The sequence below is a fragment of the Rhodococcus sp. Leaf278 genome (assembly GCF_001426085.1).
In the GTDB taxonomy this organism is placed as follows: domain Bacteria; phylum Actinomycetota; class Actinomycetes; order Mycobacteriales; family Mycobacteriaceae; genus Rhodococcoides.
In genome coordinates this window covers 359758-385035 of the sequence record NZ_LMRR01000012.1, presented here as the reverse complement: position 1 = coordinate 385035, position 25278 = coordinate 359758, and the positions used below count along the sequence as shown (strand labels likewise).

23 protein-coding genes are annotated in these 25278 nt (G+C 64.4%); 6 read left to right on the top strand and 17 right to left on the bottom strand.

The features are described 5' to 3' along the window. Positions 1-170: 170 nt before the first annotated feature. On the bottom strand, positions 171-878 hold the full coding sequence (pgsA, locus tag ASG84_RS14535) for a CDP-diacylglycerol--glycerol-3-phosphate 3-phosphatidyltransferase (RefSeq protein ID WP_082520987.1): 708 nt from the start codon (positions 876-878) through the stop codon (positions 171-173). Positions 879-1018: 140 nt separating this feature from the next. Here pgsA and ASG84_RS14530 point away from each other — a divergent pair, with 140 nt between their 5' ends. Both ASG84_RS14530 and ASG84_RS14525 read left to right on the top strand, forming a co-directional pair. Continuing rightward, complete coding sequence (locus ASG84_RS14530) at positions 1019-1606, top strand: amino-acid N-acetyltransferase (RefSeq protein ID WP_082520986.1); 588 nt, start codon at positions 1019-1021, stop codon at positions 1604-1606. Positions 1607-1647: 41 nt separating this feature from the next. Continuing rightward, positions 1648-1932 (top strand): YciI family protein, encoded by a 285-nt coding sequence (locus ASG84_RS14525; RefSeq protein ID WP_057477704.1) that lies wholly within the window; start codon positions 1648-1650, stop codon positions 1930-1932. A gap of 93 nt (positions 1933-2025) precedes the next feature. Here ASG84_RS14525 and ASG84_RS14520 read toward each other — a convergent pair whose 3' ends face one another. After that, the gene (locus ASG84_RS14520; RefSeq protein ID WP_200936584.1) at positions 2026-4710 is read right to left on the bottom strand and encodes a DNA translocase FtsK; all 2685 of its coding nucleotides are present in this window, start codon (positions 4708-4710) and stop codon (positions 2026-2028) included. Positions 4711-4780: 70 nt separating this feature from the next. Beyond that, a complete protein-coding gene (locus ASG84_RS14510; protein WP_200936583.1) occupies positions 4781-5404 on the bottom strand; it encodes a TIGR03085 family metal-binding protein in 624 nt (207 codons plus the stop codon). Positions 5405-5483: 79 nt separating this feature from the next. On the opposite strand from ASG84_RS14510, the gene ASG84_RS14505 reads away from it, so the two are divergent. After that, a complete protein-coding gene (locus ASG84_RS14505) occupies positions 5484-6263 on the top strand; it encodes a sulfite exporter TauE/SafE family protein (protein WP_057477701.1) in 780 nt (259 codons plus the stop codon). Positions 6264-6268: 5 nt separating this feature from the next. On the opposite strand, the gene ASG84_RS14500 is transcribed toward ASG84_RS14505, so the two are convergent. The 3 genes from ASG84_RS14500 to thyX form a co-directional block, all read right to left on the bottom strand. Next, positions 6269-8023 carry a ribonuclease J gene (locus ASG84_RS14500; RefSeq protein WP_057477700.1) on the bottom strand — a complete coding sequence of 585 codons (1755 nt, stop codon included), beginning with the start codon at positions 8021-8023 and terminating at the stop codon, positions 6269-6271. A 107-nt stretch (positions 8024-8130) separates the two neighbouring features. Beyond that, complete coding sequence (dapA, locus tag ASG84_RS14495) at positions 8131-9039, bottom strand: 4-hydroxy-tetrahydrodipicolinate synthase (RefSeq protein WP_032377140.1); 909 nt, start codon at positions 9037-9039, stop codon at positions 8131-8133. A gap of 100 nt (positions 9040-9139) precedes the next feature. Beyond that, a complete protein-coding gene (gene thyX / locus ASG84_RS14490; RefSeq protein ID WP_057477699.1) occupies positions 9140-9892 on the bottom strand; it encodes an FAD-dependent thymidylate synthase in 753 nt (250 codons plus the stop codon). A 140-nt stretch (positions 9893-10032) separates the two neighbouring features. Between thyX and ASG84_RS14485 the strand changes: the two genes are divergently transcribed. Then, entirely contained in the window at positions 10033-10506 is a 474-nt protein-coding gene (locus ASG84_RS14485) for a hypothetical protein (protein WP_057477698.1), read from the top strand. A gap of 6 nt (positions 10507-10512) precedes the next feature. Here ASG84_RS14485 and zwf read toward each other — a convergent pair whose 3' ends face one another. The 4 genes from zwf to ASG84_RS14470 all read right to left on the bottom strand — a co-directional run bounded on the left by zwf (position 10513) and on the right by ASG84_RS14470 (position 14752). Further along, the gene (gene zwf / locus ASG84_RS14480; RefSeq protein WP_057477697.1) at positions 10513-11967 is read right to left on the bottom strand and encodes a glucose-6-phosphate dehydrogenase; all 1455 of its coding nucleotides are present in this window, start codon (positions 11965-11967) and stop codon (positions 10513-10515) included. 66 nt (positions 11968-12033) lie between these two features. Continuing rightward, positions 12034-13242: a winged helix-turn-helix domain-containing protein gene (locus tag ASG84_RS14475; protein WP_057477696.1), complete on the bottom strand. Its 1209-nt coding sequence runs from the start codon at positions 13240-13242 to the stop codon at positions 12034-12036. 35 nt (positions 13243-13277) lie between these two features. Beyond that, the gene (locus ASG84_RS28760) at positions 13278-13394 is read right to left on the bottom strand and encodes an MFS transporter small subunit (protein WP_442970944.1); all 117 of its coding nucleotides are present in this window, start codon (positions 13392-13394) and stop codon (positions 13278-13280) included. After that, the gene (locus ASG84_RS14470) at positions 13391-14752 is read right to left on the bottom strand and encodes an OFA family MFS transporter (protein WP_057477695.1); all 1362 of its coding nucleotides are present in this window, start codon (positions 14750-14752) and stop codon (positions 13391-13393) included. Before ASG84_RS14470 ends, ASG84_RS28760 begins: the two co-directional genes overlap by 4 nt. A gap of 137 nt (positions 14753-14889) precedes the next feature. Between ASG84_RS14470 and ASG84_RS14465 the strand changes: the two genes are divergently transcribed. Next, the gene (locus ASG84_RS14465) at positions 14890-15342 is read left to right on the top strand and encodes a hypothetical protein (RefSeq protein WP_235581661.1); all 453 of its coding nucleotides are present in this window, start codon (positions 14890-14892) and stop codon (positions 15340-15342) included. Positions 15343-15347: 5 nt separating this feature from the next. On the opposite strand, the gene ASG84_RS14460 is transcribed toward ASG84_RS14465, so the two are convergent. Genes ASG84_RS14460 through dapB form a run of 3 tightly spaced genes read right to left on the bottom strand, consistent with a single transcriptional unit; the run spans position 15348 to position 17035 of the window. Then, complete coding sequence (locus ASG84_RS14460; RefSeq protein ID WP_057477693.1) at positions 15348-15800, bottom strand: flavodoxin family protein; 453 nt, start codon at positions 15798-15800, stop codon at positions 15348-15350. Positions 15801-15806: 6 nt separating this feature from the next. Next, positions 15807-16226 carry a hypothetical protein gene (locus ASG84_RS14455; protein WP_057477799.1) on the bottom strand — a complete coding sequence of 140 codons (420 nt, stop codon included), beginning with the start codon at positions 16224-16226 and terminating at the stop codon, positions 15807-15809. A 50-nt stretch (positions 16227-16276) separates the two neighbouring features. Continuing rightward, entirely contained in the window at positions 16277-17035 is a 759-nt protein-coding gene (dapB, locus tag ASG84_RS14450) for a 4-hydroxy-tetrahydrodipicolinate reductase (protein WP_057477692.1), read from the bottom strand. A 94-nt stretch (positions 17036-17129) separates the two neighbouring features. Between dapB and ASG84_RS14445 the strand changes: the two genes are divergently transcribed. Continuing rightward, on the top strand, positions 17130-17918 hold the full coding sequence (locus tag ASG84_RS14445) for an ABC transporter ATP-binding protein (RefSeq protein WP_057477691.1): 789 nt from the start codon (positions 17130-17132) through the stop codon (positions 17916-17918). A 3-nt stretch (positions 17919-17921) separates the two neighbouring features. Here ASG84_RS14445 and ASG84_RS14440 read toward each other — a convergent pair whose 3' ends face one another. The 4 genes from ASG84_RS14440 to ASG84_RS14425 all read right to left on the bottom strand — a co-directional run bounded on the left by ASG84_RS14440 (position 17922) and on the right by ASG84_RS14425 (position 25268). Beyond that, a complete protein-coding gene (locus ASG84_RS14440; protein ID WP_057477690.1) occupies positions 17922-19028 on the bottom strand; it encodes an alcohol dehydrogenase catalytic domain-containing protein in 1107 nt (368 codons plus the stop codon). A gap of 83 nt (positions 19029-19111) precedes the next feature. Beyond that, positions 19112-21790, bottom strand: a complete 2679-nt coding sequence (locus tag ASG84_RS14435; protein ID WP_235581660.1) for an MGH1-like glycoside hydrolase domain-containing protein — start codon at positions 21788-21790, stop codon at positions 19112-19114. A 24-nt stretch (positions 21791-21814) separates the two neighbouring features. After that, positions 21815-23731 carry a putative nucleotidyltransferase substrate binding domain-containing protein gene (locus ASG84_RS14430; RefSeq protein WP_057477689.1) on the bottom strand — a complete coding sequence of 639 codons (1917 nt, stop codon included), beginning with the start codon at positions 23729-23731 and terminating at the stop codon, positions 21815-21817. Then, a complete protein-coding gene (locus ASG84_RS14425; RefSeq protein ID WP_057477688.1) occupies positions 23721-25268 on the bottom strand; it encodes a GMC family oxidoreductase in 1548 nt (515 codons plus the stop codon). Before ASG84_RS14425 ends, ASG84_RS14430 begins: the two co-directional genes overlap by 11 nt. Positions 25269-25278 lie beyond the last annotated feature (10 nt).

Sequence of the window (25278 nt, the reverse complement as noted above, 5' to 3'; positions counted from 1 at the left end):
GACGGCCGAGCCGTCGAGACGACAACGTTCATATCTCGTTCGTCCGGAGCCGTCATGTTGTTCAACGTCCCAGTCGGTCCGATTGGTTCCCGACCCTATATGCCCGTTCACTCCAACACGCGCCGAAGCAGCTCCGACACGTTTCCCACGACTGTATCCCGCCGGCACACTCACGAGGCGGACACACCTCGGCGCAATCGAACGGCCTGCACCACGTAGTCGATTCCGGTGTAGACGGTCAGCAGCACTGCCAGAGCCATCAGCCCCATCGCAACCGGATCGACCGCAGTGGGCAGCGGGCACAAGTACACACCGATGGCGAACGTCTGTACCAGAGTTTTGACCTTCCCGCCGCGACCGGCGGGGATGACGCCGTGCCGGATGACTGCGAAGCGCACCGCGGTGATGCCGATCTCCCGCACCCCGATGATCACGGTCACCCACCAGGACAGATCTCCCAACATCGACAGACCGACCAGCGCGGCACCGATCAAAGCCTTGTCCGCGATGGGGTCTGCCATCTTCCCGAAGTCGGTGACCAGACCGTACTTGCGCGCCACTTGGCCGTCGATCCGGTCGGTGATGGCAGCAACGGCGAAGACCACGGTGGCTGTCAGGCGCCAGGTGGCGTCATGGCCGTCACCCACGAACAACGCCGCGAGGAACACCGGCACCAGCGCGATTCTGAGGACGGTCAAGATGTTGGCGATGTTGAGCAACGGCACCTCGTCCGTACCACCGGGGACTGCGTTTCCGTGTGGCAGATCTGCACTGCGCGCGCCGCTTCCGGAGCGCGAAGCACCGCTGACCGGGGCTCGGCCGTTCGGCTTACCGCTGCTCGACGGGACGCCCTGATCAGGCGCAACCGGGCCGGTCATCGTGGAACTCGCGAGCCGACAGCGCCGGATCCGGCGGTAGGTACACCTTCGCGCAGCGTCCACCCGCCGAGACGGGGACACAGCTCACTGAAGGACACACGAAAAGTTTATCGGTTGCGGTACTGACTACTGTTCACCCCATGACTTCTGGGCCGAGTCGGGCGAGTCGCGACACCTCGAATCCCGAATCCGACGCACACCACGAGACCACGGACCACCTCTCCCCATCCGACAGAACACTCACCGTGCGTCGTGCCAGGACCTCGGACGTTCCCGAGATCAAGCGATTGATAGATATCTACGCCGGTCGGATTCTGCTCGAGAAGAACCTTGTGACGCTCTACGAAGCCGTGCAGGAATTCTGGATCGCCGAACGTGACGGCGAGGTCATCGGGTGCGGGGCATTGCATGTGCTGTGGGCCGATCTCGGTGAGGTGCGAACAGTCGCCGTCGATCCCGCCGCGAAAGGGCATGGTGCCGGGCATCTCATCGTCGCCAAACTCGTCGAGGTCGCGCGCGATCTGGCGTTGCAGAAAGTGTTCGTATTGACGTTCGAGGTGGACTTCTTCTCCCGGCACGGATTCGCGGAAATCGAGGGAACGCCCGTCACCGCCGAGGTCTACGCGGAGATGTGCCGGTCGTACGACACCGGCGTGGCGGAGTTCCTGGATCTGAGCTACGTCAAACCGAACACTCTGGGCAACACCCGAATGCTGCTGTCTCTCTGACAGAATCCTCCGGACAACCATCGAATTCGGAAGAGAGCTCCATGCCCCTCATTGCCGTCAGGTACACCTACTCCCCCGCCACCACGGACGGGCGCGACACCCATCGCGCAGCCCACCGCGCATGGCTGGCCGACCTGCTCGAGCAGAAGACTCTGGTCTCGAGTGGTCCCTACGCCGACGGCAGCGGGGCACTGCTGCTGGTCGAGGGGCCGGATGCCGCGACCGTCGAAACGTTGTTCGCTCAGGATCCGTTCGCGATCGAGAACCTGATCGAGTCGGCAACGTTCGACGAATGGACCCCGGTCATGGGCACGTTCACGTCCTGATCCCCCGCTCATCCAGCCCACGTGAGTGGACCATTGCACCGCCGAGACGGCTGCAATGGTCCATTCACGCGTACCGGGAGCGCTGTATGAGCCCTAGAACTCGTCCGACGCAGGCTGCTCGTCCGGGTCGCCACCCTTGATCGACCACAGCAGACCGTCGAGCTCGTCCGGTTTGACGAGCACTTCGCGAGCCTTCGATCCCTCGCTCGGCCCCACCACTCCGCGGTTCTCCATCAGGTCCATCAGGCGACCGGCCTTGGCGAAGCCGACGCGTAGTTTGCGCTGCAGCATCGAGGTCGAACCGAACTGGCTGGTCACGACGAGTTCGACCGCCTGCAACAGCACGTCGAGGTCGTCGCCGATATCGGGGTCGACATCCTTCTTGTCCGAGACCTTCGCTGCGGTGACGGTGTCGTTGTACTCCGGCTCGGCCTGGTTCTTGGCGAAGTCGACGACCGCCGCAATCTCCTCGTCGGTGATGAACGCACCCTGCAGACGTGTCGGCTTGCCCGCACCCATCGGCAGGAACAGAGCGTCGCCCATACCGATCAGCTTCTCGGCACCCGGTTGATCGAGGATGACTCGGGAGTCCGTCAACGACGATGTCGCGAAGGCAAGACGCGACGGGACGTTCGTCTTGATCAGACCGGTCACGACGTCGACCGAGGGTCGCTGGGTGGCGAGCACCAGGTGGATACCGGCGGCGCGGGCCTTCTGCGTGATCCGCACGATCGCTTCCTCGACGTCGCGCGGGGCGGTCATCATCAGGTCGGCAAGCTCGTCGACGATCGCGAGGATGTACGGGTAGGGCCGGTAGACGCGTTCACTGCCGAGGGGTGCGGTGATCTCACCCGAACGCACCTTCTTGTTGAAGTCGTCGATGTGCCGGACCTTGTTGATCTGCATGTCCTGGTAGCGCTGCTCCATCTCCTCGACGAGCCAGGCCAGCGCCGCGGCAGCTTTCTTGGGCTGCGTGATGATCGGGGTGATGAGGTGTGGAATGCCCTCGTACGGCGTCAGCTCCACCATCTTCGGGTCGATCAGGATCATCCGAACCTCGTCCGGCGTCGCCCGCGCGAGCAACGACACCAGCATCGAGTTCACGAAGCTCGACTTACCGGAACCGGTGGATCCGGCCACCAGCAAGTGGGGCATCTTCGCGAGGTTGGCACTGACGAAATCGCCCTCGATGTCTTTGCCGAGGCCGATCACCAGCGGATGGTGATCCTTTCGCGTCGACGGCGCAGTCAGCACGTCGGCCAATCGGACCATCTCACGGTCCGAGTTCGGTACCTCGATACCGACCGCGGACTTGCCGGGGATCGGTGCGAGCAGACGTACGTTGTCGGTCGCCACCGCATATGCGATGTTCCGCGCGAGCGCAGTGATCTTCTCGACCTTCACGCCCGGCCCGAGTTCGACCTCGTAGCGGGTGACCGTCGGGCCCCGGGTGAATCCGGTTACCGCGGCGTCGATCTTGAACTGCTCGAGCACCTCCGAGATGGCCTCGATCATGGCGTCGTTGGCCTGGCTCCGCGTCTTGGGCGGGTCGCCGTCGATGAGCAGGGACAACGACGGGAGCGTGTAATCCCCGTCGACGACGCGGTCGACGACGATCTTGTCGTCCTCGGCTGCCGCTTTCGGTTCGGCCGCCTTGACGATCGGCTTGGGCTTCGGCCGCGCAGGCGCGGCAGGCGCTTCCGGCACCGGCACTGCAGCAGCCGCAGGCGCAATGGCCTCGGTCGCGGCCTCCGGGGCCGGGGTCCTACGGGCGCGCGGCGGCTTCGCGACCGGGATGTACTCCTCGGTCGGATAGTTGTCGTAGGGATCCGCGCCGCCGTGGACCGGATAACCGTCGGCATCGAAGTTGGAGTCGTAGTCGCCGTAGCCCTCGTCTCCGAATTCGGAACCGAAGTCGGCCGGGTCGTAGTCCTCGTATTCATCACCCCGACTGTCGGTGCCGAACAGCGCACGCATCCGGTCCGGTACGTCGCGCACGGTGGTACCGGTGAGCAACAGCACCCCGAACAGGCCCGCGAGCAGAAGCAGAGGTACCGCCAACCAGACGGTGAGGCCGTCGGCAATCGGACCGCCCGCCACGTACCCCACGAAGCCCGCACCCTCGGACCTGCCGGCAGCGTCGGTCGGCGAGCCTGCGGCCATGTGCCACAGGCCCAGGATCGGGAGGCCGAGAAGAATCGACCCCAGAACGAGCCGAGGGCGCACCTCGGGACGGGGTTCGGACCGCATGAGAACGACCGCGATGGCAACACCGAGAACGGGGGCCACAAAACCGGCCTGACCGATGACAGCGCGAATACCCACCTCGATCCATTCACCGACTGGCCCGCCGGCGCTGAACCACACGCTCGCGGCAACCACCACGCTGACGGCAATCAGCCCCAGTGCGATCCCGTCGCGACGGTGTCCGTGCTCGATGTCGGCGGCCTTACCGACCGTCCTGGTCGTGGCACCGACACCTCGCGCCGCCATCGACCACGTGGACGCGATTCCGCGGCCGATCGCGTCGAGCGCACCGCGTGACTTCTTCTTGGTGGGTGGTCGACGCGTCGCCGATCCTCTCGCCGTTCCCTTACCGCGAGACGACGCGCTCGCCCGGGAGGTTGCCGGGTTGCGCGGGGCGGTGGGCTTCTTCGGCGTCGTGACGGTGCGCGCGGTGCGGCCGGTGCCGGACTTACGAGCGGTGCCGGACGCGCGCGAAGACCCGGATCCGCTGGATCCGGCCCTGGCGGTGGAGGTGCTGGTCTTTCCTGCCATGCACCCAGGCTAGTCGCAACAGCCCCGTCGAAACCATCCGCAACACCAGTAACAGCGAAGAGGTTGTGTGTCAGAAGCTCAGATCGAGCGCCTTCACCGCAGCGATGTCGCCCGCCGAACCCTCGAACTCGACGTCGAGCTGGTCCCGGCCGAACGCGTAGAGGAGCAGTTCGGACGGCTCCCCCACCACCGTCACACCGGCACCGGAGCCACCCTTGAACGTGGCCGAGCGGCCGTCCGGAGTGCGAGCGTGTACCGGAATCGGCGCGGAGCGGTGGCCTGCGCGCCCGATGAACCGGACCTGCGGCCACAATCGTTTCTCCACCGCCGCCGGCAGCAGTCGTCGCGTCCAACTCCCGGTCGCGCGGCGCAGGTCCTCGTGGTGCACGAACATCTCGCCGAGGTTGATCAGTGGATCGAGGAGCGCGAACGGCGACCACATCGGCGGCCCGGTGCGAACATCCTCGACCACGGCCGCGAACGGTCGGTTCGCGACGGAACGCTGGACCCGCTCCGTGTACCCGGCGAACGGCGACAGAAGTATCCCCGGCGACGCGTCGAGCCGTCGCTCGCGGACGACGAGGTGCGCGGCCAGATCGGCAGCGGTCCACTCACCACACAGCGTCGGTGCATCGGGACCCACGTCGAGAAGGGTCTGAACAAGTTGGGAACGTTCATCCTGGGCAAGGCTCACGCGCTCCAGGCTACGGCCAGACGGAACCAGCGGCATCCTGCCGCAGGATCTCATCCTTTGTCTGGGTAACCTCCCAACAGTGCCGGTATCGGAAATTCTCGTCATCCTGCTTGCCGGCCTCGGAGCCGGTGCAATCAACGCCGTCGTCGGTTCCGGAACGTTGATCACGTTTCCAACGCTGGTCGCGTTCGGGTATCCCCCGGTGGTCGCCACGATGTCCAACGCCATCGGGCTGGTAGCGGGAAGCGTCTCGGGCACGTGGGGGTATCGCCGAGAACTGCGCGGGCAATGGCACCGACTTCGATGGCAACTGCCCGCATCGTTTCTCGGAGCGCTCGGTGGGGCCTGGCTGCTGCTGCACCTGCCCGAAAAGGTGTTCGCCTCGGTCGTTCCGGTTCTGCTCATCGGTGCGCTGATTCTCGTTGTCGCACAACCGAAGATCCAAGCCTGGGCGAAGCGGCGGTCGGAAGCGGCCGGAAAGGCGGCAAACCAGATCGGTCGCGGCCGAATGGCACTGGTGACCATCGGCACTCTGCTCGTCGGCATCTACGGCGGCTATTTCACTGCAGCACAGGGAATCCTGCTCATCGGCGTTATGGGAGCCCTGCTCCCCGAGACGATGCAGCGGATGAATGCAGCCAAGAACTTACTGTCGCTCGTGGTCAATATCGTTGCAGCAGTGGCATTCACGATTTTTCGATTCGACGACATCAGCTGGCAGGCCGCCGGTCTGATCGCCGTCGGCTCCCTGATCGGCGGTGCCGTCGGAGCCCGGTACGGCCGCCGGCTGTCGCCGGCGGCCTTACGCGGTGCCATCGTCGTTCTCGGACTGATCGGACTCTGGCGACTACTGGTCTAGATGAACTAGCTCGACTGCGGTTGCGGCTTGACCGCAATGATCGTCGGAACGATCATCGGCTTGCGGCGATACTTGTCCGCTACCCACCGACCCACGACTCGGCGCACTGCTTGTGCGATGCGATGAGTGTCGGAGACCCCGTCCGAGGCAAGCCGCTGCAGCTCGGCCTCCACGAGTTGTCCGGCCTCCTTGAGGGCCGCCGGATCGTCGGAGAAGCCCCGACCGGACACCTCGGGCGCGGTCACTGCACGGCCGGTGGCCGAATCGACGGCGACGCTGATCGCGATGAAGCCGCCCTCGCCCAGTACGAGACGATCCGACAGCGTCGAATCGCCGACATCACCGACCGAGAGGCCGTCGACGTACACGTGACCGACCGGGACCTGGCCGACGATCTCGGCGAGGCCGTCGACCATGTCGACCACCACGCCGTCCTCTGCGAGCACCACGCGGTCCTCGGGTACACCGGTTGCCTTCGCCAGCGCGGCGTTGGCGCGCAGGTGACGCCACTCGCCGTGCACCGGCATGGCGTTGGTCGGTCGAACCGCGTTGTACAGGTAGAGCAGTTCTCCCGCCGACGCGTGTCCCGAGACGTGGACCTTCGCGTTCTGCTGCGTCACGACGGTCGCGCCGCGCTTGGCGAGGCCGTTGACGACGGCGAATACCGAGTTCTCGTTGCCGGGAATGAGCGAGGACGCCAAAACGACGAGATCGTTGGCCTTGACGTTGATCTGGCGGTGCTCGCCCCGAGCCATCCGGGACAGCGCCGACAGCGGCTCGCCCTGCGAGCCGGTGGAGATGAGCACCAACCGGTCGTCGGGAAGTGTTGCGGCGGTGTCGACAGTCACCTCGAGGCCGTCGGGCACCCGCAGATAACCCAGATCCTGGGCGATCTGCATGTTGCGCACCATCGAGCGTCCGACGAACGCGACACGACGGTTGTATCGCTCGGCGACGTCGATGACCTGTTGGATGCGGTGCACGTGACTGGCGAACGACGCCACGATGACGCGTTGCTTCGCCTTGCCGATGACGGTGTCGAGCACTCCGCCGATCTCACGTTCGGGCGTGACGAATCCGGGCACCTCGGCATTGGTGGAGTCGACCAGAAACAGGTCGACACCCTCGTCGCCCAGACGCGAGAAACCGGCGAGGTCGGTGAGACGACCGTCGAGCGGCAGCTGATCGAGCTTGATGTCCCCGGTGTGCAGGACGAGACCGGCGTCGGTCCTGATGGCAATGGCCAATGCGTCGGGAATCGAGTGATTCACCGCGAAGTATTCGCAGTCGAACGGACCGTGCTGGGTGTGTTGTCCCTCGATGACCTCGACGAGATTCGGTCGTAGCCGATGCTCACGGCACTTCGCAGCGACCAGTGCGAGCGTGAATTTGGATCCGACGACGGGGAGATCGGGCCGCAGGCGCAGCAAGAACGGGACCGCTCCGATGTGGTCCTCGTGACCGTGTGTCAGCACCACTGCTTCGACATCGGCCATACGGTTCTCGATGTGGCGGAAATCGGGCAGGATCAGGTCGACACCCGGCTGCTGGTCCTCGGGAAAGAGCACGCCGCAGTCGATGATCAGCAACTTGCCCTGGTGCTCGAACACGGTCATGTTGCGGCCGATTTCGCCGATACCGCCCAGCGCAACCACTCGAAGGCCCTTGAACGGTGCCTTGGGCGGAGTGCCGAGTCGTTGTGTCGGGTCGAATTCACGGCGCTTGTCGGGACGTTGAGTCCGCGCCGAGTTCTGCACCATCGGCTTACCCTGCCGGGCACCCGACGGCCGGCCCTGCGTAGGAGCCGGCCGCTCGGACGGCGGTCCGGCGTTTCGGGTTGCGCGTCCGCGCGATCTGTTCGGTCGTGTCATACAAGAACTCCTGCCGCCCGCAGCTCCGCTGCGAGCAATTCGATGTGATCGATGCTCGGTGGCACCTGGGGAAGTCGTGGTTCGCCGACATCGATTCCGATGAGGCGGAGGCCGGCCTTCGAGGCGCTGACGCCGCCGAGGCGTGCGACCGAGCGAATGACCGGAATGAGGCTGACGTTGATTGCCTGCGCCCGCGCGATGTCGCCCATCATGAAGGCGGTGTGCAGTTCGCGGAGCCGAGCGGGGACGAGGTGGCCGATGACACTGACGAAGCCCGTCGCCCCGACCGAAAGCCACGGAAGGTTCAGTGGGTCGTCGCCCGAATAGAACTGCAGGCCCGTCGAGGCGATCAGTTCCGCGCCTGCATTGAGGTCTCCCTTGGCGTCCTTGACCGCGAGGATCCGGGGGTGCTCGGCCAGTCTGCGCAAGGTCTCGGTCTCGATGGGAACGACGGAGCGGGGAGGGATGTCGTAGAGCATCACGGGCAGGTCGGTGGCGTTCGCAACCGCGGTGAAGTGGGCGTACAACCCGGCCTGAGGTGGCCGGGAGTAGTACGGGGTGACGACAAGGAGACCGTGCGCACCTGCACGAGCGGCATCGCGGGCCAATTCCACACTGTGCGCCGTGTCGTTGCTTCCGGCTCCGGCAATGATGCGAGCTCGGTGACCTACCGCGGCGATCACGGCGCGCAGCAGCTCGAGCTTCTCGTTCTCTGTGGTGGTGGGTGATTCGCCCGTCGTTCCGGCCAGAACCAGCCCATCGTTGCCTTGCTCGACGAGGTGATGCGCCAGGCGAACACCGGCGTCGATATCCAACTTTCCGTCCGCTGTGAACGGGGTCACCATCGCAGTGAGCACCGTACCGAACACAGGCGCAACGGAAGGAGCGGCGTCACCGTAGGTCATGGCAGCAGATTACCCGGTGCTTTACCCACTCTCGCGCAGCGGGACTCCCGGCTGACACCTCACGGGTGTACCCGGTTCAGGCCCGAACCGAACCTTGCCTCTACACCTCGGTCACGAACGGGCTGCGGGCCACTTCCGTACCGTCCGGCAACGTGGAGATCTCGAAGTCCCCGAACACGTCCGGGGCCACTGCCACGAGCTTACGCAGACATTCGACGGCGACGCGGCGAATTTCGACGTCCGCATGCTCCGAGGCACGCATCGACACGAAATGGCGCCATGCGCGGTAGTTTCCGCTCACCACCACGCGCGTCTCGGTCGCGTTCGGTAGTACCGATCTTGCTGCCTGCCGCGCCTGCTTGCCGCGCAGCGCAGCATTGGTGACCGATTCCAACTTGCCTTCGAGGGCACCGAGCAGTTCGGTGTACGCCGCACGACTGGCCTCGGTCGCGGACGCGAACAGCGCTTCGAGCTCGGGGTCCCCTTCGATCGCAGGCGGTAGAACGACATTGGCGTCGTGCTCGGGAACGAAACGCTGCGAGAGCTGGGAATACGAGAAGTGTCGGTGGCGAATCAGCTCGTGCGTGCACGACCGAGAAATACCGGTGATGTAGAAGCTCACGCTCGCGTGCTCGAGCACCGACAGGTGGCCGACATCGAGCAGATGGCGCAGATACGACGCATTGGTGGCCGTCCTGGGATTGGGTTTGGACCAACTCTGGTAGCACGCACGTCCAGCGAACTCGACCAAAGCCTGTCCGCCGTCGGCGTCGGTATCCCACGGGATGTCCGCCGGTGGGACGAATTCGGTCCGAGCAACGAGTTGCACTTTCAGCGCGACCGTTCGGGGCACCGCTCTACGTTCGATTTCTGATGACACCGCACAACACTAAGTGCGGTCCACGGCATTCGGCGACGCGTGACGTCATCACGGATCGATCGACGCCACAGAAGCGCCTTGACTGACGTCATCTATGACGCCACACTGGCGTCATGGAACTGGACAAGTACACCGAGTCGCTACGGACCGATCTTCTTGCGGCTGCGGCCCTGGGAGACGAGCACACCCGGCAGACGGCGGAGGCGCTCGGAAAGACCGCGGAGGCCTCGGCCAGATTGATGCTGCTGACCGCGCTGTCGGATTTTGCGGCCGAGGTGTCGAACGACCTGGACGGCCACACCGTTACCGTCCGACTGGACGGGACGCAAGCGCACGCCGACGTTCGACACGACACCCCGATCGTGGACATGGGCGTGACCGACGCACCCGAAGCCGAGGACTACCCGACGATGGACGACGTGTCCGGCGAAGTACGACGGGTGACGCTTCGCTTGGTCGAACAGATCAAGGAACGCGCCGAAGATGCGGCCAACAACAGCGGCGTATCTCTCAATTCGTGGTTGTCACAAGCGGTTCAGGGCGCTCTGCGCGATCAGATGCGCAAGGATCGCGGCCGGAACAACTGAGGAGCGCTACTTCTTCTCGCGCCACTCCCGCTCGAACGGGAGCCGCCAGGCGTGCGGCGCAATGAGTTGATGAATTGCGTTGGGGCCCCACGATCCCGGTGAATACAGTCGCACCGGAGGTGGATCCGCCAGCAACGGCTCCGATACCTGCCACAATCGTTCGATGCCCTCGGCTGTGGTGAACAGTGTGTGGTCGCCGTACATGGCGTCGAGAATGAGCCGCTCGTAGGCCTCGAGTACGTCGCCGGCGCGTTCGGTTTCGTGAATGGCGAACTGCATGCTGAGTTTGTCCAGGCGCATCCCGGGCCCGGGCCGCTTGCCGTAGAACGACAGCGACACCTTGGATGCGTCCGCCAGGTCGAAGGTCAGATGATCCGGGCCTTGGGCGCCGACCCCGGAACCCGCCGGGAACATGCTCTTCGGTGGCTCTCGGAACGCTATCGAGATGATGCGTTGGCCTTCGGCGAGACGTTTCCCGCTACGGAGGTAGAACGGCACCCCGGCCCAGCGCCAGTTGTCGATTTCGCATTTGAGGGCCACGAAGGTGTCGGTGTCGGAATCCGGTGCCACGCCTTCCTCCGATCGATATCCCGTGTACTGCCCTCGCACAACGTTTTTCGGTTTCAGCGGCACCATGGATCGGAAAACCTTGTTCTTCTCTTCACTGATCGCGCGGGGTTCGAGTGCCGTCGGCGGTTCCATCGCCATGAAAGCCAGCACCTGGAACAGATGGGTGACGACCATGTCCTTGTACGCGCCGGTGGACTCGTAGAACCCTGCTCGACCGTCGAGGGCGAGTTTCTCCGGTATGTCGATCTGCACGTGATCGATGAAATTGCGGTTCCAGATCGGCTCGAACAAGCCGTTGGCAAAACGAAACGCCAGGATGTTCTGCGCCGGCTCCTTCCCGAGAAAATGATCGATCCGGAAGATCTGGTCCTCGTCGAACGTTTCGTGCACCCGCGCATTCAAGGCGATCGCGCTGTCGAGGTCGGTGCCGAACGGCTTCTCCATGATGATCCGGGAACGCTTGACCAGATCTGCCGATGCGAGCGTATCCACCACTGCGAGAGCAGCTCTCGGTGGAACGGATAGGTAGTGCAGCCGTTTGGCGCTTCCTCCCAGTTCGATCTCGGCCTCTGCCACGGCCTCCCCCAGCGCCGCCGGTCCTGCCTTCTGCGACACGTAGGTCAGACGTGAAGCAAAGCGACTCCATTGATCGTCGCCGACTTTACGACTCGAATAGGTGTTGATCGATTCGCGAGCGAGAGTGCGGAATTCATCGGTCGACATCTCTTCGAGCGAGGTGCCGACGACGCGGATGTTCGGCGCGAGATCGGACAATGCCAAGTGCATCATTCCGGACAGAAGTTTTCGTTTGGCCAAATCCCCCGTCGCGCCGAACAGCACGACGACCTGGGGCGGAAGTTCGGAGTCGGTGTCTGTCCGGCGCGAAGTCACACTGGAAATAGTGGCACCGATTCTGTCGATGTGCACCTCGGCAGAATTGGCGCACCTGGGCAGAATTCAGCGCAACGCTGCTACGAGGTCGCCGCGCTCCCCCACCACCACACGTTCGAGTTCGAGCCAGTCGGCCATCTCTCGGAGAACATCACGCAGGCGTGGGGCGATGTCGCGGGCGTCGCGGTCCCCCTCGACGTAGGCCGCAATGACGTGGAGTTCGGACAGGGCGCGCACCGCCTTCAGGTCGACACGTGCCACCAAATGGCCGTCGAGCAGAAACGGGAAGACGTAGTAGCCGTGAACCCGCTTGTGCTGCGGGGTGTAGATCTCGATGCGGTAGTGGAAGCCGAAGATCCGCTCCACCCGAGGCCTGAAGAAAATCATCGGATCGAACGGGCACAGCAGGGCGGCCGCGGTGGCCGTTCGCGGTGTTCTGGCGTCTCGATGCATGTAGGCCGGCGCATTCCATCCTCGAACCGACACCTGCTCGAGAACACCGTCTTCCACCAAGTCGGCGATCGCTGCCTTGGACTGCTTCTGGGACAGCCGATAGTAATCTCGCAGGTCCGGCTCGGTCCCGATTCCCAGTGCACGAGAGGACTTTTCGATCAAAGCCCGCACAGCATCCGGTTCGTCGATCTGTCTGCGCAGAACGGCGTCGGGAAGCACCCGTTCGCTGAGCTCGTACTGCCGGACGAACCCGGAGCGTGCCGGTACGCTCACCACCCCGGCAGCGAAGAGTTGCTCGCAGACGACCTTGACGTCGCTTCGATCCCACCAGGGACCCTTGCGCCCGGGCTTCTCGACGTCCAGATGCGTCTCTATCTCACCCGCACTGGATGCACCGTGATCTCCGATCACAGCGAGAACATCGTCCACCAGGGTCGGTTCTCGGTCGAGAATGCGAGCGGCTCCGCCCCATCGACCGTGCCGATACAACTCCATGCGCCAGCGCATCAGCGGCCAGTCCTCCACCGGCAGCAACGCCGCCTCGTGCGCCCAGTATTCGACCAATCGCCTGGGACGCCGGGTGGTGTCGGTCCACGCGGCGTCGTCGACGAATTTCCTGTTGTAGGCACCGACGCGACTGAACACCGGCGCGTAGTGCGCGCGCACCACCACCGACACGGAGTCGATCTGCAACAGCCCGGTTGTGTCGATCGCGGCATGCACTGCCGCTCGGCCGGCAGGGGCGCTCCTGCTACGACGCGAAGCCAGACCTTGGGCGGCCAAAGCAGTGCGGCGCGCCATCGCAGCGCTCATGTCTCGCATCGATCCACCCTGTCACGAGTCACCGACACACGGTGTCAGGTGCTGAAGAGGTTCTTCGCCTTGAGAATCAGCTCGAACAGTCCGTAGGCGAACGGCACGGCAACCCACGCCCATGCGACCGCCATCGTGACCTGCTTCTGTGCGCCGCTCATGCCTTCGCTCCCGTGGTGGCTGCAGAATCCGTGTGATCGGATTCGTGGTACTTCGATGCCACCGGTTTGATGGCTTCGTTGGCCAGGAACCCGACGACCAGCAATCCGATCATCACGTAGAAGGCCGGGAGGTATCGGCCGGTGGTTCCCGGCTCTCCGGCGTCGGCGATGGCGTTGACGATCAGTGGTCCCAGAACACCCGCCACCGACCATGCGGTGAGCAGTCGTCCATGGATCGCGCCCACCTGGTACGTGCCGAAGAGGTCCTTGAGGTAGGCCGGAACGGTCGCGAATCCCGCGCCGTAGAACGACAGGATCAACAGTGCCGCGACCATGAAGAGGATCTTGTTCGTATTGGTGAACAGCGCAATGTAGAGATAGAGCAGCGCGCCCACGCCCAGGTACATCCGGTAGATGTTCTTGCGGCCCACCACATCGGAGACCGACGACCAGACGAATCGTCCGATCATGTTGGTCAGCGAGAGAAAGGCAACGAAACCGGCGGCCGCAGCAGCCAGAGATTGGGGCGAGGTCGCGTCGGGGAAGAAGTCCTGATAGATACCCGAGCCTCGCTCGAGGATTCCGATGCCGGCGGTGACGTTGAAGCACAACACGACCCACAACAACCAGAACTGCGGTGTCTTGACGGCATTCGCGGCCGAGACGTTGTGCGTGGAAATCATCGCCGACGAGGCGGGCGGGGTCCATCCTGCCGGTGTCCACCCTTCGGCGGGCACTCTGATGAGCACGACCCCCAGCGCCATGAACACCGCGTAGCCGACGCCCAAGGTGAGGAACGTCTTGGCGATCGAACCATCGGTGAAGCCGCCGAAGTTCACCATCAGTTGACTGGTGAGCGGTGACGCGATGAGCGCACCACCGCCGAAGCCCATGATGGCGATGCCGGTGGCCATTCCCGGCCTGTCGGGAAACCACTTCATCAGCGTCGACACGGGCGAGATGTATCCGATTCCGAGGCCGATACCGCCGACGAACCCGTAACCGAAGATCACCAGCCAGAACTGGCCGAGGGCCATGCCGAGGGCGGAGATGAGCAGGCCGGATACGAAGAATACCAGCGAAACGGCCATCGCCCAGCGCGGACCGTTCTTCTCCACTCTGGTCCCGAAGATTGCGGCGGACAGGCCGAGCATCACGATGGCCAGCTGGAACGGAATAGCAGTGACGGTTCCACTGAGTCCGAGCGCATCGGGTTGTGAGATGGCGTTCTTGAAGACGCTCCATGCGTATGCAGACCCGATCGCGAGGTGGATCGACAGTGCTGCCGGTGGTATCAACCAGCGACTCCACTCGGGCGTAGCAACGATTCTGGAGCGGTCGAGAATGGGGAGGGTCATCGAAATCCCTTGGTATGGAGAGCGGTACAAAGATCAACTAACCCATGCAGTCAAACACGAGGACCGCCCTGCCTGCTCACAATCGCACATAGTTTCTTCACCGAACTCACTACATCGAGCCGCGTAAGCTCGAGGGAGTGGACATCGAACGGTGGCGTAGCAGATTGCCGGTGAAGCGAGCCTCGGACGGTGAGGTGATCGGATGGACTGTCGCCCACAGCTCGAATGAACTGAACGCCGAGGACGAAAACGACGAGGGATATCTGGTCGACGCCGTCAATCCGGTGGGAATCACTGTTGCGCAGGGTGTGTCGTTGGAAGACGCGATTTCCGCCCTGGAGGAACGCGGACTGGCATCACTGTCGTTGCCGCACTGGACAAAAGCCCCGCTGCCTCTGCAGCTCGAGACCGATCTCCTCACCCCGCAGGACGATTGGCAGTGGCGTCGGGTGTTGATGACGCAACTCGACGACAACCGGGTCTGGATCAGACCCGCGTACCCGAGTTGGCCGGAACGGCTTCTGGAAATTCCGTTGTCGATCCCGGCCGACGACGTTCTGCGACCGCACTCCCCCGCCGACTCCGACTGACTCTTTCAGTCGGACAGTCCCGCCGCGACCGTACCGCCCAGCTCGTAGCAGCGATCGCGAGCAGCCCTGCCTCCTTCGGCGAGGTGCAGGGTGCCGAACACCTTCTCGAGTCCCCAGCCCGACGCGATGGCCTCGACACCGCGTGCGGCACCCACGGTGTCGTTGTTCCCGTGAATCCATGCGGCGTAGGGCTTTCCGGCGACGGCGTCCAGGCACGGGTAGTAGACGGTATCGAAAAAGTGCTTGAGCGCCCCGCTCATGTAGCCGAAATTGGCAGGCGTGCCGAAGAGGAAACCGTCGGCATCCAACACATCCGGGACCGTCGCGCCGAGAGCAGGGACACTGCGGACGTCGACACCGGTGATCCCCGGATCACGCGCGCCGGAGACAACGGCCTCCAGCAGCTCGCGAGTGAGCGGGCTCGGAGTGTGATGAACCACCAGCAGAGTGCGCGCCATCGACCGTCAGCTCTCGGCCCGTTCCAGTTCCACAGCGCGTTTCATGGTCTCGCGAGCCCGCCCGCGATCGCCCGCATAGTCGTAGGCCCGCGCAAGCCGGTACGAGCTTCTCCAGTTGTCCGGATCCTTTTCCCACTCGGCCTTGATTTGCTGGAACATCTCGTCTGCGGCAGTGCGTTCGATCCGTCCCGACGGCATCCGCGGGAGGTCGTCGACGTCGAGTTCGAGCCCTTCCTCCCGCATCCGTGACGCCAGCCGCTGATGGTCGAACCCCGCTTTGAGCGTCGCCCACACGATCCACAATCCGACGATCGGCAGGAGGATGACCCCGATCCCCAGGGCAATACTGGCTACCCCACCGTTCTGGATCAGAGTCACTCCGCGCTGGCCGAGTAAGAAGAAGTAGAAGCCGAGGATCAGCACCATCACCGCGATGATGGCGACGACTTTGGTCGCTTTGTTCACAGTCGATCAGCTCACAGATCCAGTAGTGGGTCGAGACCGACGGTCAAACCTGGTCGAGCGGCGATCTCTCGGACTCCGAGAAGCACTCCCGGAGCGAACGACGTACGGTCCAGCGAATCGTGCCGGATGCTCAGCGTCTCGCCCTGCGTCCCCAGCAGAACCTCTTGATGCGCAACGAGTCCCGCGAGCCGGATCGAATGCACACGCACTCCGTCGACGTCTGCACCGCGGGCACCGTCCAATTCGGTCGTCGTCGCATCGGGGCTGGGCGCAGTGCCTGCGGCGGCGCGCGCTTCGGCGATCAGCGCAGCAGTGCGATAGGCCGTGCCCGACGGCGCGTCGGCCTTGTTGGGGTGATGCAGTTCGATCACCTCGACCGAGTCGAAGAACCGAGCGGCCTGCTGAGCGAAGCGCATCGACAACACGGCACCGATGGCGAAGTTCGGGGCGATCAGCACTCCCGTGTCCGGCGATCCGGCCAGCCATTCACGTACCTGTTCGAGCCGCGGCTCGTCGAAACCGGTGGTACCGACAACGGCATGAATGCCGTGCTCGATCAGGAACTGCAGGTTGTCCATCACCACATCGGGGTGAGTGAAATCGACCACCACCTGCGCGCCGGAATCGACGAAGTTCGCCAGCGGATCGCCTTGGTCGACGGTGGCCACGAGCTCGAGGTCGTCGGCTGCGTCGACGGCAGCGCAGATCGCCTGCCCGACCTTGCCGCGCGATCCCAGTACCCCTACTCGAACAGGTGCCGTTGCACTCACGTCTCGTCCACACTCTTTTCGTCGTCGTCTCGAGGCCTTACTGACCTCAGAGCCTACTTTCCCCGCTCTTCGCACCGGCAGCTACGGTCGTCCGGTGACGTCCACCGTTCTGTTCGCCGACCGAGTCGATCTGGTCCGCGGGGGCCGATACCTACTCAGCGATGCCACGATGAGGGTCGACGAAGGCGAGCATTGGGTGTTGCTCGGTGCCAACGGTGCCGGTAAGAGCACCCTGCTCAGTTTGCTGGGTGCCGTCGTCCATCCCACCCACGGTGCCGTCCACGTTCTGGGTCATCGCCTCGGCCGGGTGGACATGCGGGAGTTGCGGACGAACATCGGCCACGTCGATCCACGGCTGAGGATCGACGCTCCACTGACGTTGTTCCAGGTGGTGCTGACCGGGCTGACCAACACTCCAGACCTGATCCCGAGATGGTCGGCCACCGAGACCCAGGTAGCCCGCGCGCGCCGGCTGATCCAGTCCCTCGGCGTCACCCATCGCGCCGAAGCGTCCTGGCACACGCTGTCGCAGGGCGAACGTGGCCGAGCGCTCATCGCTCGCGCCCTGCTCCCCGATCCGGCGGTGTTGCTGCTCGACGAGCCCGCTACCGGGCTCGATCTCGCTGCCCGCGAACAACTTCTGACCGCGCTCGACTCACTGCGGTCCGAGCACCCGAACCTGGCGAGCATTCTGGTGACCCACCACCTCGAGGAAATCCCGGTGTCGACGACGCACGCACTGTTGGTCCGCAACGGAAAAGTACTGGCGCAAGGGGCTGTCGACACTGTGCTGACCACCGAGAACATCAGTGTCTGTTTCGACCATCCCATCGAGATCTCGAAGCAACGTGGCCGTTGGGTGGCCACGGCCTCGCAGAGCTGATGCTCAGTCGAAGACGATGACCTGACGGATTGCGTTACCGTCGGCCAATTCGTCCATGCCGCGGTTGATCTCGTCCAACGTGATACGCGAGGAGATCAGCTTCTCGACGGGGAGTCGACCCTCGCGCCACATCTGGGCGTACGTGGGAATATCGCGTGCCGGGACGGCCGAGCCCAGGTAGCTGCCGATGATCGTGCGCGCTTCCGCCACCAGGCCCAAGGGCGAGATGGACGATCGCGCGTCGGGTGCGGGGAGTCCCACGGTGATGGTCTTACCACCGGGAGCGGTTGCCGCGACGGCAGTCTCGAAGGCGCGGGCATTACCTGCGGCCTCGATCACGATGTCGGCCTTGATGCCCTTCTCGGCGACCTCGGCGGGTGAGTAGACCTGAGTTGCGCCGAGATCAGTTGCGGTGGAGAGCTTGTCCGCGACACCGTCGACACCGATCACCTCACCGGCACCCACCGAGACGGCCGTCAGAACAGCCGCCATGCCTACTCCGCCGAGGCCGACCACCATCACCGACTGCCCTGGCTTCGGAGTTCCCGCGTTGAGAACTGCACCGCCGCCGGTCAATACCGCACACCCGAGGACGGCTGCGATATCGGCCGGGATGTCGTCGTCCACCGGGACCACCGACTTTCGGCTGACCACCGCGTGTGTCGCAAATCCGGACACTCCGAGGTGATGCTTGACCTCTTCCCCGTCACGGTGCAACTTGATGCCTCCGCCGAGCAACGTGCCGGCATTGTTCGACGCGCTTCCCACGACGCAGGGCATCTGGCCGTCGGTGGCGCACCCGGCGCAGTCACCACAACGCGGCAGGAATGTCATGACGACACGGGTCCCGACCTCGATGTCCTCGACGCCCGCGCCCACCTCCTCGACGCGGCCTGCGGCCTCGTGGCCGAGCAACATCGGGACCGGACGCACTCGATTGCCGTCGACTACCGACAGGTCCGAGTGACACAGGCCGGCGGCTTCGATTCTGATCAGCAATTCGCCGTCGCCCGGCGAGCCGAGTTCGAGGTCGGAGACCGTAATGGGATGCGAGTCCGCGAAGGGACGTGATCGGCCGATTTCTTCGAGTACTGCGCCGCGAATCTTCATCCCGCCAGACTATGCGGCTCCGCCGCATGTGCGCGGAACTTCGTAGTGGGCTACGAATTTCCGTGCACGTGGGCCGCAGGCCCTCACAGCGGCAAACGTGGCCTGAGCAGGTGCGCAACCAGAGCGGTCCATCCCGTTTGGTGGGTGGCACCGAGTCCCTCTCCGGTGTCGCCGTCGAAGTACTCGTTGAAGCTGGGGTGCTCGCTCCACAGTGGGTCGGCACTGGATTCGATCCGGTTGCCGTCCGCCGGCCTCTTGCCGTCGACCGGCCGGAACAGGCCGGCCAGGCCGTTGTCGATCAGGTCGGCCGCGTCGGTCAGAGTGCGGTGGTTGCCCGATCCGGTGGGGATCTCGATGGTGAACGAGTCGCCGTAGTACCGACCGTAGGCGCGGAGCTTGTCGGCCAGCAGCACGTTCACCGGGAACCACACCGGGCCACGCCAGTTGGAATTGCCACCGAACATTCCGGTTCGCGACTCCCCCGGTTCGTACTCGATGGACAGACTGCGGCCATCGACGTCGAAGGTCACCGGCTCGCGGTACGAGGCCGAGAGCGATCGAATTCCGAACTCCGACAGAAACTCTTCCGAATCGAACATGCGCGCCAGGATCCGCTTCAGACGCTCGGGCTGGACGAGCGTCAGCAAGAGACGCACCTCGTTGCCTTCTCGCCGCGCCAGCAGCGGCGAGACCATTTCGGGCCGACGATGCTGCACCCACCGCAGCCGCGCGGCAAGATCCGGGCATTCGGCCTCGACCCAGGGCGGAATTTCCGTTGCACCGAGAATGGGAAGGAGTCCGACCATGGATCGCACCCGCATCGGTACCGCATCGCCCTCGGGTTGAACCAGGACGTCGTAGAAGAACCCGTCTTCCTCGTGCCACAGCGAAATGTGCTGCGAACCGAAGGAATTGACCGCTTTCGCGATGGAGAGGAAGTGCGAGAAGAACTTGGTTGCGACGTCGTCCCAGGCGCTGTCGTGCCGCGCGAGCTCCAAGGCGATCTTGAACATCTGCTGGCAGTAGAACGCCATCCAACTCGTTGCGTCGGACTGCTCGAGGCGAAACCCCGGGGGCAGCGGTGCGGAACGATTGAACAATCCGATGTTGTCCATTCCGAGGAAGCCGCCCTCGAAAATGTTGGACCCTTCCGAGTCCTTGCGGTTGACCCACCACGCGAAGTTGAGCAACAGCTTGGTGAACACTCGAACCAGAAATTCGCGATCCCGATAGCCGTCGATGCGATACACGTGCCATGCCGCCCACGCGTGGACCGGCGGGTTGACGTCACCGAATTCCCATTCGTACGCCGGCAGTTGACCGTTGGGGTGCATGGCCCATTCTCGGCACATCAGAACCAACTGTTCCTTGGCGAAATCGGCGTCGACGTGCGCCAGCGGAATCGCGTGAAATGCCAAGTCCCAGGCTGCGAACCAGGGGTACTCCCACTCGTCGGGCATCGAGATCACATCGGCCAACGCGAGGTGACGCCAGTGCGCGTTTCGACCGCGCGGGTCCTGCCTCGAATCCGGGGCCGGTGCCCCCACCTTGTCGCCTTCGATCCACTCTTCGACGTCGTACCGGTAGAGCTGCTTCGTCCACAACAGTCCCGCGTACGCGCGCCGCGCCACGTGCCGATCGGTGTCGGTGAGATCGGCACCGATCACTGCACCGTAGAACTCGTCCGCCTCCACTCGACGATCGAGGGTGACCGCGTCGAATCCGGTCCCGAACGTCTGCTCGTCCGGCCGGTTGGGCGACAGGCGCAGTTTGACCGATTCCGTTGCACCGGATGCGATGTCGTCGAACCGATACCAGAATGCGGCCTTCGTTCCGGTCTGCTCGGGGTTGACGGCATCCACGTCGCCGTCGACCACTCGCCGCCCGATTCCGTCCTTGGGATAGGCCGAGACGTTCTCCTGACCCCACAGCGCCTGAGCGTTGGTTTCGTTGTCGCAGAACAGAAGTGACGGCGTTCCCTCGGCACTGAGGTAGTAGCGTCCCAGAAATCCATGGTCGACGGCAATGGCTTCGAGACCACCGGCCAGTAGGTCCGGTGGGGTCAACCGATCCAGGACACCGCCGCGGTCGTCGCGGCCCCACGACCACGTGTTGCGCAGCCACAGGTGCGGCAGCAGATCGACCGACGCTGCCTCCGGTCCGTGGTTGGTGATGGAGATGGTGATGCAGATGTCGTCGGGTGATGCCTTCGCATACGTGACCTGGACGTCGAAGAATCTGTTCTCGTCGAGGATCCCGGTGTCGGCCAGCTCGTACTCGCGGTCGTCACGGCCGCGTCGGGCATTCTCTTCCCTCAGTTGGGCATAGGGATATTCCGCGTGTGGATAGCGGTAGAGCCATTGCATCCAGCTGTGCGTCGGTGTTCCGTCGACAGCCCAGAAGTACTCCTTGACGTCCTCGCCGTGATTCCCCTCTTCGTTGGCGAGACCGAACAGCCGTTCCTTGAGGATCGGGTCCTTGCGGTTCCACAGTGCGAACGAGAAATTGAGGAACCCGAAACGATCGCAGATTCCCCCGATTCCGTCCTCACCCCAGCGGTATGCCCGCTTGTGCGCCTGATCGAACGGGAACGACGCCCACGCGTTCCCGTCTTCGGAGTAGTCCTCGCGCACTGTGCCCCACTGCCGTCCTGCCAGGTACGGCCCCCACTGACGCCACGGGCCGCTGACGCCGGGCGATTCCGCCAACCGAGAGTGCTCGACGGTGGACGGGGTAGGGACGCTCACGGGATTGGTGGTCACGGCACACAGTCTGGTGGTTGACGCTCAGCGATGCACGCCGACATTGGCAGCCAGGTAGCCGACCCGGCGTTGCACCGCGGCGATCTCTCGGACTCCGTCGGTGAGCAGACTGCGCTCGAGGGGTGACAGATCGGCCATGACCAGCACGTCACCGGGCCGATGCCCTGCCAAGATCTGATCGATCTGGTGCGACAGTCGCAGACGCTGCAGCATCTCGAACACCTCGGTCAGAGTGGCGACATCGCGTTCGGAGAGCATGCCGTTGCCCGACGCCGCCGCGAGCCGCGCGGGGGTGGAGGACGAGGCGATGCCGACCGACAACCCACCCCACCGAGCGAGGTTGACGATGGGCGTCAGGGCATGGGCCTTGAGATCGAACGTTCCGCCGCGCCGAGCCAGCACGTCTCGCAGGGAGCGCAACCGGGCCCGGCCTGCGAGCGCATCACGCAGCTGCAACCGCAGTGCATCGGGGTTGTCGACCAGGAGCCGGCGATACGCCTCGGGCACGGTGTTCAGCTCTCGTGGGCCCCACACCACCCTGCCGTCGATCATCAGCGAGGACATGATGAGACCGGAGTCACCAGCCGGGTTTCCTCGATCGCCGAAGGGGTTGCTGAGCCAGTGGGCCGCGGCCCGTTCCCACTGACCGGCCGAGCGCGCGAATCGGGGCGAGCTCGCGACCGCCCCGTTGGTGTCCGATGGTAGCCCGGCACCGTCGAGGCTCACGTGGACACGATCGGCCAAGTCCATCAGCGCCTCGTCGCGGGTTCTCGACACCGCGCTCGATTTCCCTCGCGAGCCGGGGTCCGCGGTGGTGTCGGACCAGGTCAATGCGCTGTCGACGTCCGAGGACGGCATGGCTTCCCGACGCGCCACACTGCCGAGGGTGATCCAGGCGAACCGGTCGCGCGGCACTTCCGGCCGCGCCGACCATTCGATCTCGACGGCTCGGCGGACGAGGCTGTCGACCACGACGGACAGGATCGCGCTGACCGCCACGGCGTCGGTCCCGCCCCGGAACAGATCCACCACCAGTCCCGGAACGAGCCGTCCGGCGTCGGCGAGTTCGGCCGAAGTCGACGCCGAGGTCACCGCACGACGAACCACGAAGCTGCGACGGGTGGACGCGGCATGCAGATCGGAATCTTCGACGACGCCGAGAACCTCACCTCGGCTGGACACCACGGGCATGTGCCGCAGCCCCAGCTCGAGCATGTCCATCAGGACGGTGCCGGCAAGTCGGTCAGCCGTGACGGTCTCGACGGGCGACGTCATGACTCGCTCGACCGGGGTGTCGACGCCGATTCCGGCAGCGACAACACGCACTCGGAGGTCACGGTCGGTGAATATTCCGTAGCGTGAACCGCGCAGCGGAACCAGGACGTACGAGCTGCCTTGTTCGGTCATGTGCCGAACCGCATCTCGGACAGAAGTACCTGCGGATGTGAACACCGGCGGTGCCGACAGCAGTTCGCCGACGGCACGGCCGGAACTACCCTCGGCCGCCCCACCGCGATGCGTGGTGGCCGAGGTGACGGCATCGGCCAGAAACGCCAGCCCGGTCGGCGTTGCGAACAGCGGTCGGATCAGCTCCCCGGGCAATCGAAGGACAGTGCTCGGCTCGGTGGCGCGCGCGCAGAATTCGACCGTCCCGCCGGCGAGCAATGCCGAGAAACCGAAGACCCCACCTGGACCGATGGTGTCGATCGGTCTGTCGGCGGGCGAGGTGTCGTCGGGGTGCACGATCACCACTCGACCGGTACGCACCACCCATACGGTGTCGGCCACGTCGGGCGTGGGCGTCGGGCCCACAACCCATGCGCCACCGGCATAGTCGCGTTCCACAGCTGCTCGGGCGATGTCGGTCAGTAACGCAGGTGACGCGCCTTGGAACGGTGGGTGTGCGCCGAGGAACTCGGTGAGCGCCGGTCTATCCGCCACGGATCAGGTCGGCGCATTTCTCCGCCATGGTCATCACCGTGATGTTCGGATTGACGTATGGCAGCTTCGGCATCGCCGACGCGTCGACGACGCGCAGACGTGATATTCCTTTCACGCGAAGCTCGGGATCGAGCACGGCCATCGCGTCGTCCACCGATCCCATCCGGGCGGTACCGGCCGGGTGGTACACCGTGTTGTGCGTCTTGTGCACGTAGTCGAGTAGATCGTCGTCGGTGACGGCCTCGGGCCCGGGCGCGAGTTCACGTTCTATCCAGCCGGCCATCGGACCATCCGACGCGATCCGACGAGCAAGCTTCAAACCGGCGAGCATCACCGCGTCGTCATGGCCGTCTGCGTCGGTGAAATAGCGCGGATCCACCTTGGCGCGATCGCGAAAGTCCCTGCTGCGCAATCGAACCGTGCCGCGCGAGCGGCCTTGGGTCACGTTGGGCGTCAGACAGAAGCCGTTGTCGGTGGTCGGATAGCCCCACCGCAGGGTGTTCATGTCGAACGGCACACTGCCGTAATGCATCATGACGTCGGGATAGTTCAGCGACGAGTCGGTCTGGGCGAACACTCCGATCTCCCACCATTGCGAGGAGGTGGTGACCATGGGCTTGCTCGCCTCCCAGAACACCAGCCCTTCGACGTGGTCGTCGAGGTTCTCGCCCACGCCGGGCGAGTCGACTCGCACCGTGATTCCCATCTCCTGCAGCTGAGCCGCCGGCCCGATTCCGGAGAGCATCAACAACTTCGGCGTGTCGATGGCACCGGCGGTGACAATCACCTCGCGACGCGCGGACACGGTGTCGTAGCCGGTCAGGTCGGGCCGTTGATACCGCACACCCGTCGCGGTCAGCGACTCGTCGATCAGGATCTCACTGATCCAGCAGTCGGTGCGCACCTCCAGGTTCGGCCGTGAGCCGATGATCGGGTGCAGGTACGCATGGGAGGTCGACATACGCGAGCCGTCTTCTCCCGCGTTGATCTGAAACCAACCCGCACCGTTGAGTACCGGCGTCCCGCGGTTGAACTCGACGGTGGGAAGCCCTATTCCGGCCGCCGATTCGAGCACTGCTGCACCGCAGGGATCGTTCGGCGGCACGTCGCGGATTCGCACGGGGCCGTCCTGTCCACGGCCGGTGTCGTTGTTCTCCACGCGGGCGACAAAAGGAAGGATGTCCGACGCGCCCCATCCGGTCGCGCCGGCTGCAGCCCAATCGTCGAGGGTTTCGGCGGGCGGATGAAAAGCGATGCAGGAGTTGTGCGACGAACAGCCGCCGAGCACTTTCGCGCGCGCGTGCCGCATGAAGCTGTTGCCCCGCTCCTGAGGTTCGACGGGATAGTCCCAGTCGTAACCGGAGTCGAGCAGATGCATCCACTCCGCCAGTTCGAGAATCGCCTTGTCACCGACATCGGTCGGCCCTGCTTCGACAAGGCAGACGCTGACCGAGGGATCCTCGCTCAATCGCGCGGCGAGCACACATCCCGCCGTGCCCCCTCCTGCGACGACGTAATCGAACTGGGTGTCTGTCACTGCAGGCTCC

Excerpts from the sequence above, each read along its gene's own strand:
- pgsA (WP_082520987.1), bottom strand. The coding sequence starts at position 878 with ATGACCGGCCCGGTTGCGCCTGATCAGGGCGTCCCGTCGAGCAGCGGT.
- ASG84_RS14530 (WP_082520986.1), top strand. The coding sequence starts at position 1,019 with ATGACTTCTGGGCCGAGTCGGGCGAGTCGCGACACCTCGAATCCCGAA.
- ASG84_RS14525 (WP_057477704.1), top strand. The coding sequence starts at position 1,648 with ATGCCCCTCATTGCCGTCAGGTACACCTACTCCCCCGCCACCACGGAC.
- ASG84_RS14520 (WP_200936584.1), bottom strand. The coding sequence starts at position 4,710 with ATGGCAGGAAAGACCAGCACCTCCACCGCCAGGGCCGGATCCAGCGGA.
- ASG84_RS14500 (WP_057477700.1), bottom strand. The coding sequence starts at position 8,023 with ATGGTGCAGAACTCGGCGCGGACTCAACGTCCCGACAAGCGCCGTGAA.
- dapA (WP_032377140.1), bottom strand. The coding sequence starts at position 9,039 with ATGACCTACGGTGACGCCGCTCCTTCCGTTGCGCCTGTGTTCGGTACG.
- ASG84_RS14485 (WP_057477698.1), top strand. The coding sequence starts at position 10,033 with ATGGAACTGGACAAGTACACCGAGTCGCTACGGACCGATCTTCTTGCG.
- ASG84_RS14475 (WP_057477696.1), bottom strand. The coding sequence starts at position 13,242 with ATGCGAGACATGAGCGCTGCGATGGCGCGCCGCACTGCTTTGGCCGCC.
- ASG84_RS28760 (WP_442970944.1), bottom strand. The coding sequence starts at position 13,394 with ATGAGCGGCGCACAGAAGCAGGTCACGATGGCGGTCGCATGGGCGTGG.
- ASG84_RS14470 (WP_057477695.1), bottom strand. The coding sequence starts at position 14,752 with ATGACCCTCCCCATTCTCGACCGCTCCAGAATCGTTGCTACGCCCGAG.
- ASG84_RS14460 (WP_057477693.1), bottom strand. The coding sequence starts at position 15,800 with ATGGCGCGCACTCTGCTGGTGGTTCATCACACTCCGAGCCCGCTCACT.
- ASG84_RS14455 (WP_057477799.1), bottom strand. The coding sequence starts at position 16,226 with ATGGTGCTGATCCTCGGCTTCTACTTCTTCTTACTCGGCCAGCGCGGA.
- ASG84_RS14440 (WP_057477690.1), bottom strand. The coding sequence starts at position 19,028 with ATGAAGATTCGCGGCGCAGTACTCGAAGAAATCGGCCGATCACGTCCC.